The organism is Paenibacillus sp. FSL R7-0331 (genome assembly GCF_000758645.1).
Classification (GTDB): Bacteria; Bacillota; Bacilli; order Paenibacillales; family Paenibacillaceae; genus Paenibacillus_AQ; species Paenibacillus_AQ camerounensis.
The window spans coordinates 6431403-6445489 of the sequence record NZ_CP009284.1 but is presented as its reverse complement, the minus strand read 5'-3'; the positions used below and the strand labels follow the sequence as shown (position 1 = coordinate 6445489).

Annotated in this window: 15 protein-coding genes; 14 read left to right on the top strand and 1 reads right to left on the bottom strand. The window is 47.3% G+C overall.

All coding sequences use genetic code 11. The annotated features are described in order from the left end of the window. The 3 genes from R70331_RS28155 to R70331_RS28145 all read left to right on the top strand — a co-directional run bounded on the left by R70331_RS28155 (position 1) and on the right by R70331_RS28145 (position 3505). Positions 1 to 723 (top strand): response regulator transcription factor, encoded by a 723-nt coding sequence (locus tag R70331_RS28155; RefSeq protein ID WP_042181281.1) that lies wholly within the window; start codon positions 1 to 3, stop codon positions 721 to 723. 281 nt (positions 724 to 1004) lie between these two features. After that, positions 1005 to 1415: a glycosyltransferase family 2 protein gene (locus R70331_RS28150; protein ID WP_052419248.1), complete on the top strand. Its 411-nt coding sequence runs from the start codon at positions 1005 to 1007 to the stop codon at positions 1413 to 1415. Between the two features lie 95 nt (positions 1416 to 1510). Further along, positions 1511 to 3505 (top strand): helicase-related protein, encoded by a 1995-nt coding sequence (locus tag R70331_RS28145; RefSeq protein ID WP_042181279.1) that lies wholly within the window; start codon positions 1511 to 1513, stop codon positions 3503 to 3505. An 89-nt stretch (positions 3506 to 3594) separates the two neighbouring features. Here the strand turns inward: R70331_RS28145 and R70331_RS30795 are convergent, their stop codons facing one another. Beyond that, positions 3595 to 3873, bottom strand: coding sequence for a hypothetical protein (locus R70331_RS30795; RefSeq protein ID WP_052419247.1), 279 nt, complete (start codon positions 3871 to 3873; stop codon positions 3595 to 3597). 24 nt (positions 3874 to 3897) lie between these two features. Between R70331_RS30795 and R70331_RS30790 the strand changes: the two genes are divergently transcribed. From R70331_RS30790 to R70331_RS28090, 11 genes are all read left to right on the top strand, one after another. Beyond that, positions 3898 to 4371, top strand: a complete 474-nt coding sequence (locus R70331_RS30790) for a ComF family protein (protein ID WP_052419246.1) — start codon at positions 3898 to 3900, stop codon at positions 4369 to 4371. Positions 4372 to 4576: 205 nt separating this feature from the next. Next, on the top strand, positions 4577 to 4987 hold the full coding sequence (locus R70331_RS28135) for a TIGR03826 family flagellar region protein (protein WP_042181277.1): 411 nt from the start codon (positions 4577 to 4579) through the stop codon (positions 4985 to 4987). 106 nt (positions 4988 to 5093) lie between these two features. Then, the gene (flgM, locus tag R70331_RS28130; protein ID WP_042181276.1) at positions 5094 to 5381 is read left to right on the top strand and encodes a flagellar biosynthesis anti-sigma factor FlgM; all 288 of its coding nucleotides are present in this window, start codon (positions 5094 to 5096) and stop codon (positions 5379 to 5381) included. Between the two features lie 12 nt (positions 5382 to 5393). Beyond that, on the top strand, positions 5394 to 5894 hold the full coding sequence (locus R70331_RS28125) for a flagellar protein FlgN (RefSeq protein WP_042181274.1): 501 nt from the start codon (positions 5394 to 5396) through the stop codon (positions 5892 to 5894). Between the two features lie 54 nt (positions 5895 to 5948). After that, positions 5949 to 7544, top strand: coding sequence for a flagellar hook-associated protein FlgK (gene flgK, locus R70331_RS28120; protein ID WP_042181272.1), 1596 nt, complete (start codon positions 5949 to 5951; stop codon positions 7542 to 7544). Positions 7545 to 7557: 13 nt separating this feature from the next. After that, complete coding sequence (flgL, locus tag R70331_RS28115; RefSeq protein WP_042181270.1) at positions 7558 to 8496, top strand: flagellar hook-associated protein FlgL; 939 nt, start codon at positions 7558 to 7560, stop codon at positions 8494 to 8496. An 18-nt stretch (positions 8497 to 8514) separates the two neighbouring features. Further along, positions 8515 to 9078 (top strand): DUF6470 family protein, encoded by a 564-nt coding sequence (locus R70331_RS28110; RefSeq protein WP_042181268.1) that lies wholly within the window; start codon positions 8515 to 8517, stop codon positions 9076 to 9078. 90 nt (positions 9079 to 9168) lie between these two features. Further along, on the top strand, positions 9169 to 9615 hold the full coding sequence (gene fliW, locus R70331_RS28105; RefSeq protein ID WP_042181266.1) for a flagellar assembly protein FliW: 447 nt from the start codon (positions 9169 to 9171) through the stop codon (positions 9613 to 9615). 1 nt (position 9616) lies between these two features. Further along, complete coding sequence (gene csrA, locus R70331_RS28100; protein ID WP_042183372.1) at positions 9617 to 9859, top strand: carbon storage regulator CsrA; 243 nt, start codon at positions 9617 to 9619, stop codon at positions 9857 to 9859. A gap of 278 nt (positions 9860 to 10137) precedes the next feature. Beyond that, positions 10138 to 11850: a flagellin N-terminal helical domain-containing protein gene (locus R70331_RS28095; protein ID WP_042181265.1), complete on the top strand. Its 1713-nt coding sequence runs from the start codon at positions 10138 to 10140 to the stop codon at positions 11848 to 11850. 66 nt (positions 11851 to 11916) lie between these two features. Beyond that, positions 11917 to 13767, top strand: coding sequence for a glycosyltransferase (locus tag R70331_RS28090; RefSeq protein ID WP_042181263.1), 1851 nt, complete (start codon positions 11917 to 11919; stop codon positions 13765 to 13767). Positions 13768 to 14087: the final 320 nt, after the last annotated feature.

The following is a 14087-nucleotide window of genomic DNA, read 5'->3' as shown; positions in this document are numbered from 1 at the left end:
ATGGAGAACCAAAGCTCAGGTAAATTGCCGATAAAAGTTCTTTTGGCCGATGATCATCAGTTGTTTCGCGAAGGACTTAAACGGATTTTAAATATGGAGGATGACATAGAGGTCATCGGTGAATGCGGAGACGGTATCCAGGTGCTTGAATTTTGTAATGTTAACAAGCCGGATATTGTTCTGATGGATATCAATATGCCTATTGAGAATGGTGTTGAAGCTACACAGAAGGTACGGGAGATGTTCCCGGATGTTAAGGTCATTATTTTGTCGATACATGATGATGAGAGCTATGTATTTGAAACACTGCGCAAGGGTGCCAACGGTTATCTGCTGAAGGATATGGAGGCAGAGTCGCTGATTAATGCAATCCGTTCGGTCTGTGAAGGGCATGCCTTCATTCACCCGAAGGTTACCGGCAAGCTGATTAACCAGCTGCGCCGTATGACTTACTTAAATGAGACCGGCGCAATGGCCGAAACTCCGGTTAAGGAAGCCGGTGTGAAATTCGTTGCAGGCGATAATAATCCGTTGACCCGCCGTGAGGCAGAGGTGCTGCGGCTGATGGCAGAGGGCAAAAGCAACAAAAACATCGGGGAATATCTTTTCATCAGTGAAAAGACCGTCAAGAACCATGTCAGCAGTATTCTGCAGAAAATGGAAGTTGATGACCGTACACAGGCTGTAATCAACTCGATTAAATACGGCTGGGTCACCCTATAACGGGATAACGTTAACTGAGCGTTTTGGAGAATCCAAATGATCCGGAACAACATTACATAACGGCAGGCACCTGACCCGTTCTGCCAGCGTATTGTTTCAGTACAGTTATATTCGAATTTTGCAAAACGCTGATTTATATATTTACCCGGACATAGGCTGTCTGACCCTACCCTGTTATCAGATATCACAGTATTAATGGGCTTTACAGGCCGCAGGCCTTGGGCATTCACCGACCTCGCAGCGCCGGCATATAGTGTCGGTATAAGAGGAGGTGCATCTCCATGGTAGCCCAGTTAATATGGATTGCGGCTGTGTATGCATCGGCAGCAGCGCTCGTTCACATTCTGCACCGCCGGGAGCTTACACGGCCTGCCGGACGGTTCAGCAAGCGGCTTCATTATATTCTCATTACCCGTAATCATGAGGCGGTAATTGAAGGTTATGTCCGGATGCTTGCCTGGCAGGCTTTCTGGGCCGGCAGAACGTATAAGGTGACTCTGATGGATGATGAATCCCAGGACGGCACTGTGGCTGTAGCTGCCAGACTAGCCCAGAGCGGCTCTGTCATTGAATTCATGCCGCTGCTGCAGCTGTATCATTTTCAGGATAGTCCTGATCCTCAGCAGCAGACTGTTATCGATTTGCGGATACAGGGAAGCGGGGGATCACAATCAACGCGAGACGAATATTAACTGAATACGCAAGCAACGGGTGAAGCACACTCTCCGGCAATGGGGGAGTGTGTTTTTTTGTGTTGTTATATTTAAAGGGAAGAGGGGCCGTTATCATGAGGGTCGGTGTCTATACAGTAAAAGCAGGAGGCCGCTGGAAGCTGTGCCTATCGCTGTGTCCGGAAGTTGACCGCTTATGGTGGAGCGGAGGCTTTCAGGGCGGGCGGACTCATATGCCGGCGGAAAGGATGGTAATGCTCTCTGAATCTTTGCCGCTTGGCTGGGCTGTAAAGCTGCGGGAGCACGTTGAAAGTCACTCTGCTATGGAGAAGTGGACAGCCAGAAGCTGGCATGCTTGTATGAAGGCTGTACTTAACCCGGAGCTGCGGGAAGAGGAGATCGCCGGAGGTATGCTGATAGAGGATTGGTTTAAGGAGGTGGCCGAGCTGCCTGGATTTGCTGATCTGCAGGACGGCGAAAGGAGGGCTGGGAGGACGCATTTAACCGGGGAAAACGCCGGAACCCCGGTATACATGGAAAATCTCAGCAGGGCAGCGGATCTTCTGGTATCCATGTTGTCCGGCCGTTCACTCCTGCAGAATGAGGTAGAAGCGCTGTTGGAAGAACAGGCGGCAGATACAGTGCAACAATGGATGGCTGCTGCCCAGCTTGCCTATCTGCAGGGGAGGCTTATGCTTGAGGCGGCATTAGCATCCGGCTTAGGCAGCCGGACTGAGGGCTGGGCGGGCGCCCGCTTGGGCGTGGTGCGTGCAGCGCTTCGCCTGCCGCAGCTGCTCCGGCGCGGCGCTGCACGCCGCCGCGCAGATATGCGCTGCCTGCGCTGCGGCAGCGCCCCCACGGGCCGCACGCCCTGCGCTGCGTGCGGCCTTGCCTGCTGCGCCTATTGCGAGGCCTGCCTCGCACTCGGGCGCAGCCGGGCTTGCGCGCTGCTGATCCGCAGCGCGGCTTCTCCGGCCGTGCGTGCCGCAGCGGCCGGGACCAGCCCCACCGTAGCGGCACGCCGGTGGGGGCTAAGTGCGGCCCAGGCGGGGGCCGCCGGGGCTGCGCTGGGATTTCTGGCTGCGCGGGCGAAGCGCGCAGCCGGGCGGGGCCCAGAGCGGTTCCTGCTCTGGGCGGTGACGGGAGCGGGGAAGACGGAGATCACCTTCCCGCTCCTGGATGCAGTGCTATCCGCCGGAGGGCGGGCACTGGTGGCGACGCCGCGGCGCGACGTCGTGCTGGAGCTGGCCCCGCGGCTGGCGCGGGCCTTCCCTGCAGCAGCCCAGGCCGTGCTCTACGGCGGCAGTCCCGGCCGGTGGATACCGGGACAGCTGACCATTGCAACAACACACCAGCTGCTGCGCTTCTACCAGGCCTTTGATCTGGTTATTATCGATGAGCTTGATGCGTTCCCGTATCACAACGATCCAATGCTGGCTTTTGCGGCCGGACAAGTCTGCAAGCGGGACGGAGTGTTTATCCTTCTGTCAGCAACGCCGCCGCGCAAGCTGCAGCGGCAGGCCAGCTTCGGCAGGCTGCCTCATGCCAGAGTGCCGGTGCGCTTTCACGGACATCCGCTGCCTGTGCCGCAGCACCTGGCTATGAATCCGGTACATTTATGTATTAGACGCGGAAGCCTGCCGGGAGCATTGCTGCAGGCGCTGCACAGATCACTGGCACGGGGCGCGCAGATATTTCTGTTTGCGGCGCGTATTGCTCACATTGAGCCGGTGCTCGTGCTGCTTCGCCAGGTTTTTCCTGAAGTCTGCATTGAAGGCACCTCTTCTCAAGATCCGTTCCGGTCTGCCAAAGTAGCAGCCTTCCGTGAGCGGGAGATCAGAATACTGGTTACGACAACCATTCTTGAACGGGGAGTGACGGTTCCGCGCAGCGATGTTTATATTCTCGATGCCGACAGCGGTCTGTTCGATGAGGCTTCACTCGTGCAAATGGCCGGCCGTGCAGGCCGCTCCAAGGAGGATCCTGCGGGTACAGTGATGTTCCTGTCCCCGCAATGGACCCGCTCCCAGCGCAAAGCGATTGCCCAGATTCGTACAATGAATACCATTGCCCGCAGACAGGGCTATTTGAAGGGGGCAGGACATCAGTGACTCCGTTAAGCAGCTGGTTAGCAGGTATCCGCTCTTTGTTAGCCCCGGCCGGCATCCATTGTTTAATCTGCGGCAAAAACAGCCGGCCTTCAGCCAGACTGCCCGGTATTTGCACCGGTTGTGAAGCCGGTATTCCGTGGATCAGCCGTCTCCGCTGCCACAAATGCGGCCGGCACGTCGGCTGCCCAGACTGCAGCCGGAGCGGACAATCCACCCCGATTGTCTGTAACCGGAGCGCCGTCGCCTATACGCCGGTTATGCGGGAATTGCTTGGCCGTTATAAGTATAGGGGCCACGAACGGCTTGCGCCCCTGCTGGGGCTGATGCTGGATAGCGCATACCTGCAGCTGAAAGCTTACATAGAACATCTTCAGTACCCTCCGCAGGTGCAAATGGAAAAGCTGAATAAATATCATTTTCTCCGGCGAAAGGCAGCCAATCCAATCATTCAGTGGCAGGCTGATCTGCTGGTCCCTGTACCTGTCTCAGATTCGCGTCTTACAGAGCGGGGGTTTAATCAGGCCGAGCGTCTGGCAGATATATTGAGCAGGCTAAGAGGGATTCCGCAGCTTCCGCTGCTCATCCGTACCCAGCATACTGCGAAACAGAGCTTCAAAAGCAGGGCCGAGCGTATTACGGATATGAAGGATGCTTTTGCCGTAAGCCCGGATGAGCAGGTTAACATACAATTCAGCAGCCGGTTGACTACAGTAAAAGCTTCCGGCCGGCCTCTGCAGATTATCATTATCGATGATATTTACACTACCGGCAGTACCATCCGTGCCTGCGCCGGAGCGGTGCGGCTTCTGTGTGCAGGTTATGGAATAGAGGCTGATATATACAGCCTGACCTGGGCGCGTTCATGATAATCAATCTTCTTAAGCTCTGTTTATCCGATAATGTGATAAATAGTATAACACTTAAGAGTGATTTCACTTTTTTGATCTTACAATATAATCAAATTACTTCTCCCGCCGATACTAATCATAGACTAAGCGTTTGCAATCATGTAATCTTAGCATAAGTTGATTAAGCAATGCACAAAATGTAAGGGAAGGAGCCGCGGGTGAAATGAATGTAGACAATTGTCCGAGATGCGGCCGTTTATATGTCAAAAATCTTATGGAGCTTTGCCAGCCCTGTATTAAAGAGCTTGAGCACCAGTATGAGATCTGTGTAGAATATCTGCGCAAGAATCGGGGGACCAATATTCAGGAGCTGTCCGATGCTACTGAAATTTCTATCAAAGAGATCACCCGGTTTATCCGTGAAGGCCGGATCTCTATAGCGAATGCACCTAATATGATGCTGCCTTGTGAAGTGTGCGGAACCCTGATCCGCGAAGGACATATGTGTGACAGCTGCCGGTCCCGTTTAAGCAAGGACCTGAATAGGGCGGCAGCCGAAACTGCTGCTGCTAATGAAACGCCTAAAAGTGGAAATAAATCCGCTTACCGGGCCGTCGATAAGTTCCGGAATTAATAAAAACTTGGAAAAAACGTTTTCAGCTATAAAGATTGATTCAATAAAGGCCGATAAACTTAGTAAAGATTATCGGCTTTTTTATTTTAAAAGGAAGGTGGAAGTTATGAAAATTAACGAGACCGGACGAATCAACCCCATTAACCCATATCAGCGTACTGCCGAAGCACAGCGCCAGGAACAGGTCAAGAAGGGCACACGTAAGGATGAGGTTTCCATTTCTGATGAAGCAATTAAGCTTTTGCAGGCACAGAACAGCGGTAAAGTTGACACTGACCGTGCCAGCAAGATTGAGAGCCTGAAACAGCAAGTATCCGCAGGTACCTACCAGGTTGACGCAGCCAAACTCGCAGACACACTCGCCCCCTATTTCAAGCAAACCTCCGGGAATTAGGTGAACCCATCCATGGCATTAACACACTTACTTGAACTCCTTGAGCGGCTGGACGACACGCATCTGCAGATGCTCGATCTGGCCGCTGTCAAGAAACAGACGATTATGGACAACAAGGTTGAAGGTCTGATCGATATTATGAACCGAGAGTCCAAGCTGATGAAGCTGATAGGACAGCTCGAAGAGCAGCGCGGAGAGGCAGCATTTGCTTTTTTGCAGGGGGTGGGCATACGCTCCAACCTAAACCTGAATCTGACTGAGCTGTCCCGGCTTGTATTTGATCCCGAAGACAAATCGCGTCTGCAGCAGATCCAGCATAAGCTTTCTGACACACTTCACCGCTTAAAGAAAGCCAATGAATTGAATCAGAAGCTGATCGAGCAGTCGCTTACATTTATAGACTATTCCCTGGATTTGCTTGTCGGAAGACCGAACCAGGATTTTACGTATCATCATCCAGCCGATAAAGGATACAGCAGCAATCGGCCAGGTCTTTTTGACGCACGCGGATAGGTGCAGCAAGTCTGCAGTCCGTTGTGCCGGAGCAATCATAGGGAGGAATAAGCAGTGACATCCACATTTCATTCAATCGAGACGGCAAGACGGAGCCTGTTCACCCAGACGGCTGCACTCAGTACTACCGGACATAATATCGCAAATGCGAATACAGAAGGCTACACGCGCCAGCGTGTGAATATGAGGGCTTCTACTCCGATTGAGGCTTTCGGCCTTAATAATTCAACACTCCCTGGTCAAATGGGAACCGGTGTAGAGTTTGGTTCTATCGACCGGATCCGGGAGATGTTCCTGGATGACCAGTATCGCGGCGAGAATGCTGCAAGCGGCAACTGGGCTATTCAATCTGATACTTTGGATAAGCTGGAGGCGATTGTAAACGAGCCTTCAGACACAGGTATCCGCACAGTACTCGATAACTTCTGGAAATCCTGGTCTGACCTGAGCAAGAATCCGGAAGATCCGACAGCCCGTAAGATTGTAGTGCAGACTGCTCAGTCACTTACAGATGCAATCAATTACATGAGTACCCAACTTAGCAATCTCGACAGAGATCTTAACAGCAATATTGATGTTAAAGGGAAAGAGATCCAAAGCTATTTGAGCTCTATTGCTAATCTGAATCAATCCATCTATAAAATCGAAGGTATGGGTGATCAGGCTAATGACCTGCGTGATCAACGTGACCTATTGACGGACAAGCTTTCTAAGTTGATGAATGTAACAGTGTTGGATACAGATGCAGGATACACGATCTCACTTGGCGGACAGCCGCTTGTCCAGGGAGCAGCAGTGGCTGCGACAGTAGATAGTGCATTTTTAAATAATGCATATGCTTCCGGAGATCTCAAAGCAGGCGAAGCCTACGGTATGATTTTTTCCAGTAAAACGTATGTTACAGATTATCAGAAGCAGCTTGACGATATGGCAAATACGATTGCTAACGGTGAGGTTCAGGTTACGATTCCTTCAGGGTCCACTCTTCCTGCAGGAACAAAGGTCCTTAAAGACTCGACAATCATTAATTCTGACGGAAGTACGACTACTCTGCTTGCAGGCTCTGAGGTGCCGGTTCCCCTGGTAGGTGACCTAAAAACTACTGTACAAGGTCTCAATGGACTTCACCAGCTTGGCTATGCAATGGATGGCAGCACAGGCCGTGCGTTCTTTACACCTGCGATAGCGGGGGAGACCATTACGGCGGCTAATCTCCGGCTTAATCCTCAAATTGCTGCTGACCCGACTTTGTTTGCAACCTCTCTTCGTGCTACTACAGATAGTGACGGCAAGGTAACAACCATTAAAGGAAACAATGCAATGGCTCTCCTGTTCAGCAATATGAAGGACAATAACACCTTTACTTCACCTGATGGAACTAAGACTGGTACAGTCGGCTCTTACTTAAGCTCCATGGTTGGACAACTGGGGATTCAGTCACAGGAAGCCGCCCGTCAAGCAGACAATTCAGATTATCTGGTAGAGCAAGTTAATTCAAGACGCCAATCCGTCAGTGGAGTTTCACTGGATGAGGAGATGTCTAATATGCTGGTATTCCAGCATGCGTATAGTGCAGCAGCGCGTTTTATGACAACATACGACGAAATGCTTGATAAATTGATTAATTCTACCGGCACAGTCGGCAGATAAGGAGGAATAGCCAATGTTGAGGGTAACCTCCAATATGATGAACTCACAGCTGTTGCTTAACCTGAACCGCAATGCGCGCACTATGAACGAGACACAGCTTCAGCTGTCGAGCGGCCGCAAGATTAATAAGCCTTCTGATGATCCGGTCGGTATTACTTACTCCATGCGTTATCGTGCCGAACTGTCTTCTAATGAGCAGTATACGAAGAATGTGGATAGTGCATTGTCCTGGCTGGACTTCAATGATACGATTCTTGGACAAGCAGGAGATGTTGTTCAGCGGTTGCGTGAGCTTACAGTACAAGCTTCTACTGGCAGTAATCCGCAGTCTGCATTGGATAGCATTAATGAGGAAGTACAGCAGCTTAAAGAACAGCTGATAGATATTTCTAATAGTAAGCTTAACGATAAATATATTTTTAACGGTGAGCAGTATGATATGGCACCGTTTGATTTTCCTAAGAATCCTGATGGTACTTATAACACAGATATATATCCAGATCCTGCTGACAATGGACAGATTAAGTATGCTGTAGGTGAAGGTGTACAGATGACCATTAATCAGAACGGTAATGAGGTGTTTGGCTATCCGCCTGACCCGGATAATCTTCAGGATTCTGATAATATTTTCACAATTATTAATAATATCTCGGCAGCATTGACAGCAGGGGATGTCAGTAAAATATCAAATCAATTGGATAATATTGATGCCCGTGTAGAAAAAATGCTAACAGCCCGCTCAGAGATCGGCGCCAAAACAAATCGTGTTGAGCTGATGCAGGACCGGCTGAGTGACCTTAATCTTAACCTGACAGAACTGCAGGCAAAGACTGAGGATGCGAATTATGAAGAGTTGATTATGAATTCCAAGATTCAGGAGAATATTTATAATGCTTCGCTGTCTGTAGGAGCGAAGATCATCTCAAGTACACTCGTAGACTTTATTAGATAACGGAGGTGATATTCGTTGATGCAGGGTATTCTGCAAATTCGACAGACACCAGCAGTTATTAATATTGATGCTGATCCCGGCACATATTCAATATCCCAGCCTAAGGCCGAAGTAAATATATCAACTACTCCAGGGAGATTAGACGTGGAATCTTCACGTCCGAAGCTCACAATAGATCAATCACAGGCACGAGCAGCTTATAATGGAGGAACTGTGCTTGAAATGAATGAGCGCATTTACTCGGGAATTCAGCAATTATATTTACAGGGGATTGCGAGAAGAATGGAGCAAGGCACACGAATGGCCGAATTTTTTAAGCCAGGGAATACGATTGCAGAAATCTATGGTACGGACACTGAACCCAATTCATTTCCGAACCCGTGCGGGCCAGCATCCTATGATAATGTGGACATCCGTTTTGACACAAGCGCACCACAGCTGAATTATCGGCCTGCTGAAGTGAATATTCAGGTTGACAGACACGAGCCAGAGATCGAATACACCCGGGGTAAGCTGGATATTTATATGCAACAATATGCCTCTGTGGAGTTCACTCCACCAGAAATAAATATGCAAATATAGGATTTTGAGCTATAGAAGTGCACAATTGCGCCTCTATAGCCATTTTTCTATACGGCTCAATTTTCATAAAATGTGTAGGAGTTGAGTAATTTGATTATAGAGACATTGTCTATGGGAAGACTTGAAGTGAATGAGGAACAGCTTTATCATTTCCCCAAAGGGATTCCCGGCTTTGAAGAAGAAACAGATTTTGCATTGATCGGCTTAGAGGAAACTCCTTTTTGGGTTCTGCAGTCGTTAAAGGAGCAGGAGCTTTCATTTCTGTTGGCGGATCCTTTTAATTTCTATCCGGGCTATGAGTTCGAACTACCGGATGAAGAGGCGGAAGAACTCCAGATTCAATCAGAAGTGATTATTCGCAGCATGATTACGCTAAAGGGAGAAATTGAGCAATCTACTATTAATTTGTTAGCACCTCTTGTATTTAATCCCAATGAGCGAACAGGTAAGCAGATTGTAATCCATAGCGGACCTTATCATACCAAACATATTCTGCTTCAGGAACAGCCTGAAATAGATGGAAAGGACGGTGGTTGATGTGCTCGTACTCTCCCGTAAAAAAGGTGAGACTATTGTCATTCAGGACCACATTGAAATTACAATCCTTAGTGTGGACGGGGATACGGTAAAAGTAGGCATCTCTGCCCCTAAACATGTTGATATCTTTCGTAAAGAGGTATACCTCTCAATTCAAGAAGCCAACAGAGAGTCAGCTGCTCCACAGCAATCTGATTTGAATGCTCTACTACATCGGATGCGCGGAACGGGGAGTCATGAATAACCGAATATGTGTAAGAGATACCGAACCCGGGGCTGTGTATAGTCTTGGGTTTTTACTTTTTATAGATTTAAGCAGGAATGCTTTTAAGACAAGCTACAGTGTTGATTTTAATGTTTTTGAAAAAGTAATTTTGAAAAAATATAAAAATACTCTAAACAGTTGGAGACCAGCAGTCGATATATTATTTAGACGCTGATCCGGCAGGGCGGCCGACCTTAACGGTTTGGCGTTTACCACATGGATGTGGAACTAACTTAATTTCAGGGAGGAAATACCCAATGATTATTAATCACAACGTGGCGGCATTGAACACTCACCGTCAACTGGCTACCAACACTACTAACACTAACAAAAATATTGAGAAGCTGTCTTCCGGTCTTCGCATCAACCGTGCAGGTGACGATGCTGCCGGTCTGGCAATCTCCGAAAAAATGCGCGGTCAGATCCGCGGTTTGGATCAGGCAACCCGCAATGCTCAGGATGGCATCTCCTTGATTCAAACCGCTGAAGGTGCTTTGAGCGAAACTCACAGTATCCTGCAACGTATGCGTGAACTGTCCGTTCAATCCGCAAATGATACTAACACTCTTACAGACCGTGAAGAGCTGCAAAAAGAGCTTAACCAGCTCACTAACGAAATCAACCGTATCGGTAATGCTACTGAATTCAATACTAAGAAGCTGCTGAACGGTGACCTGTCTGAGAACAAGGTTACTAACGCAGGAACTCCTACCACAACTACTATTACTAAGGCTACCAGCCAAACAATATCTGTAGGTACCAACCCAATCAGCTGGAGTGCTAGCGCCAACGTAGTGGATATCGGTATTAAATTCACAGGTGGCACAGCTGCGGTAGGTAACGGATTTGACTGGTCAACTCTTGCTTCAAGTACTACAAACCAAGAGTTGAAGATCACTAAGACAGCTACTGGCTTCGAAGTCGATCTGACAAATGCAACATCAGGCGCAACGAATACTCTGGCAGTTGATGCAGATAAACTTGTTAAAGGTACAGATGGCAGTTACACATACGATAACCATGGTATCCAATTTACTATCACATCTGAACAGGCTGCTAGCTGGACTGCAAGTGCTTCTGTAACGATTGATCTTGATGTTGCTTCGGGTATCGATGGTACAGCCACTTCTGCTAACGGAGATCTGGCAGGAAAGACTATTCAGACAAAGTCTACAACTCAGGATCTGTCCACTACAGCTACTTCCGTTTCAATCTCAGGGGATATCGTTGTTGATGGAACAAGTAGTAAGCTGTTAGAAGGTGTGACTAATGTAAGTGTTTCTTGGGATTCGAATGTGGCAACAGTATCCTTGCTGGATAAGGATGGAACAGCTATTTCCACTTCTACATTCTCCGCAACTGCAGGATCAGAGCTTAACTATGATGCCAACGGTATTAAATTCACATTGGATATCGGAGCCGATGCTACAGCCCTTACTACAGGGAATTTCAAGTTAGAAGTGAAATCAGAATCAAAAACAGTAACTGAAGGAAGAGTAGTTAAGGATCAATCGGCATCCTTCCAAATCGGTGCCAACCAGTCCCAGACCTTGTCCCTTGCTGTGAGTGACATGAGAGCTTCTGCTTTGGGTATCGTCGGTAGCGGAGACGGCTTCTCCGCTACAGCCAACGTAACAAATGGCACTAACAACACTGCCAGCGAAAATGCACTGGACATTACGACCACTACAGGTGCAGCTAATGCTATTAAAGTTCTGGATGAAGCTACAAGCAAGGTTTCCAGCGAACGTGCTAAGCTAGGTGCTGTTCAAAACCGTCTGGAACACACCATCAACAACTTGGGTACTACTTCCGAGAACCTGACTGCGGCCGAATCCCGTATTCGTGACGTAGACATGGCTAAGGAAATGATGGAACAAACGAAGAACAATATTCTTGCACAAGCTGCTCAAGCAATGTTGGCTCAGGCTAACCAGCAGCCGCAGGGCGTACTTCAACTGCTGAGATAATATCAGGATGGAAGAAGGGCCAGAGGATGAACCCTCTGGTCTTTTTTTTCGGAATTGGGGGCCTCCATGACTATATCTTTATGTGTAATTTGTAAAAATGAGGAGCATAATATTACCAGATGCCTTGAAGGTGTAAGAGAAGCCGTTGATGAAATGATTGTTGTTGATACAGGTTCTACTGATAATACAGTCGCAATGGCAAGAGAGCTGGGTGCTAAGGTCTACTATTACGAGTGGGACAATAATTTTGCTAATGCTCGAAATTACGCGTTGAAGCAGGCCAAAAATGACTGGATTATATTTCTGGATGCTGATGAGTATTTTCTGCCGGAACATGCCAAACTGATTGCTGAAATGATCGGAAGGCTAAGGGCACAGAGAAACCTAACAGATGCCATTATGATGCGGCATATTAGCATAGATGAAGGTAGGGGAGGTGTCGTTGTTGAGACGAACAGGCTTGTTCGTGCGTTTCGGAAGTCGACGCTGGAATATGAGCGGCCTATTCATGAATCACTAACTAAAAAGACTGGGAAGATTCATTTGCTTGATGCAACTGATAGTAAGGCTGTTGTCTATCATACAGGATATACGTTGGAATGGATGAAGCATAAGGCACAGCGAAACCTAGAGTTACTGCTTAAGGATGAGCAAGATGGTACCGGTGATGAATTGACCCAATTATATCTATCGGACAGCTACATGGGTTTAGGTCAACTGGAGAAGGCCTTAGATTATGGAATCCGTTATATAGATAAAGGGAGAGTAGTCTATGGGTTTAATGCTAAGCCATACTCTAATGTAATCCGTTGTCTGATAAGCCTGGGGAAAAAGCATGAGCTAATTATAGACTGGATTGAAAGGGCTATTGAACGTTTTCCTGGACATCCAGACTTCGTGTGGCTAAAAGGGTTGCAATTTCTAAGAGAGCAGCGGTATAGTACTGCTCTGGGCTATTTATTAGAAGCTGATCAGTTGAAGGATAATTACGACGGTTCTGAGTCTGTAAGAATAACCTTTTCGTTAGCTGAGATCTATAATAATATTGCTGCAATTTATGTTTTAATGCACGATCATCTTACTGCACTGGAATACTATGTGAAGTCACTAAAAATCAAAAAATATGAAGTCAATGCATTCGATGGACTTTTTACAATAACTAAACCTTATCCAAGAGAAGAGCTAATTGCACTCCTTAATAGCATTTATGGGCATGCTGATGAAGACCTGACTTTCCTGATTAACAGATTTTGCGAGCTTCGTGAAGGTCAGTTGCTTCTATACTATGCCAAGAGGAGTGAATGGATCCAGCGGCATAAGAGTGAAGGTCAGATTCCCTATTATATTCTTTATCTTAATGGGAAATATGAAGAAGCATATCATATGTTAGATAAGTCTACGATGGACACGGCTCCTGATGACGTTGTTCAAGTTTATATGGTAGTTAACGCTATGCTGAGTCTTAGTGAAGACATTATTGCTATGGCACTTAGAAGAGTAGCCCCCTCATTTCAACGTATATTGGGTGTGTATGCAGGTGTATCGAAGCAGCTCTTCACTGAAGATACTCACAGTTTAATTGCGATATTTTCCGAAATTGCCAGAGTATGCAGTGACGAGCAATTACAGGCAGTGTTTATGATTGAACAGATGATAGAAGTTGATTTGTCACAGCAGATGGCGGCTATTCTTGTACAGCGTCGGAGATACAAGCTTGCCTTGCATTATTTTAATAGTGTCCAACAACCGCTGGATGGAGAAGCATGGTTTCAAAGGGGAATATGTTACTACAATGAAGGCCTATATACTCATGCACTCCAAGCCTTTGATCAAGCAAAGCTAAAAGGTATAGATGATAACCGAGTTGAGGAATACATCACTTGGACGGAAGGGCACATAAAAACAAAGCGAGTATAAGTTTCAGCTGAGTCGGAAATTAAAATGAGATATATCCTGAGGTCAGTAAGCGGGTTTGTGGCTCGCTTGCTGAAATGAGGAGATATAACGTAGGATTGCCAATATGCTTTTCCAGATGGTAACAGCGGAATGAAAGAACTATGTAACCTTTAAATTTATCAGTATGTTTAAATCATTAATTCATTATTGTGAGTGATTTTGTCTAAATATCATTAAATTTCTTAAAACGGCCGATAATCATACTATTATGTACAAAATTAAAATTGAGAATTTCACATTCCATTGAACTTAACATTGTATTGGAATGTTTACTCTAAAAG

Coding starts and splice junctions, on each gene's coding strand:
- flgL (WP_042181270.1), top strand. CDS start 7,558: ATGTTGAGGGTAACCTCCAATATGATGAACTCACAGCTGTTGCTTAAC.
- flgM (WP_042181276.1), top strand. CDS start 5,094: ATGAAAATTAACGAGACCGGACGAATCAACCCCATTAACCCATATCAG.
- R70331_RS28155 (WP_042181281.1), top strand. CDS start 1: ATGGAGAACCAAAGCTCAGGTAAATTGCCGATAAAAGTTCTTTTGGCC.
- R70331_RS30795 (WP_052419247.1), bottom strand. CDS start 3,873: ATGTTCTATGTAAGCTTTCAGCTGCAGGTATGCGCTATCCAGCATCAG.
- R70331_RS28090 (WP_042181263.1), top strand. CDS start 11,917: ATGACTATATCTTTATGTGTAATTTGTAAAAATGAGGAGCATAATATT.
- R70331_RS28135 (WP_042181277.1), top strand. CDS start 4,577: ATGAATGTAGACAATTGTCCGAGATGCGGCCGTTTATATGTCAAAAAT.
- R70331_RS28150 (WP_052419248.1), top strand. CDS start 1,005: ATGGTAGCCCAGTTAATATGGATTGCGGCTGTGTATGCATCGGCAGCA.
- R70331_RS28145 (WP_042181279.1), top strand. CDS start 1,511: ATGAGGGTCGGTGTCTATACAGTAAAAGCAGGAGGCCGCTGGAAGCTG.
- R70331_RS28125 (WP_042181274.1), top strand. CDS start 5,394: ATGGCATTAACACACTTACTTGAACTCCTTGAGCGGCTGGACGACACG.
- R70331_RS28110 (WP_042181268.1), top strand. CDS start 8,515: ATGCAGGGTATTCTGCAAATTCGACAGACACCAGCAGTTATTAATATT.
- R70331_RS28095 (WP_042181265.1), top strand. CDS start 10,138: ATGATTATTAATCACAACGTGGCGGCATTGAACACTCACCGTCAACTG.
- R70331_RS30790 (WP_052419246.1), top strand. CDS start 3,898: ATGGAAAAGCTGAATAAATATCATTTTCTCCGGCGAAAGGCAGCCAAT.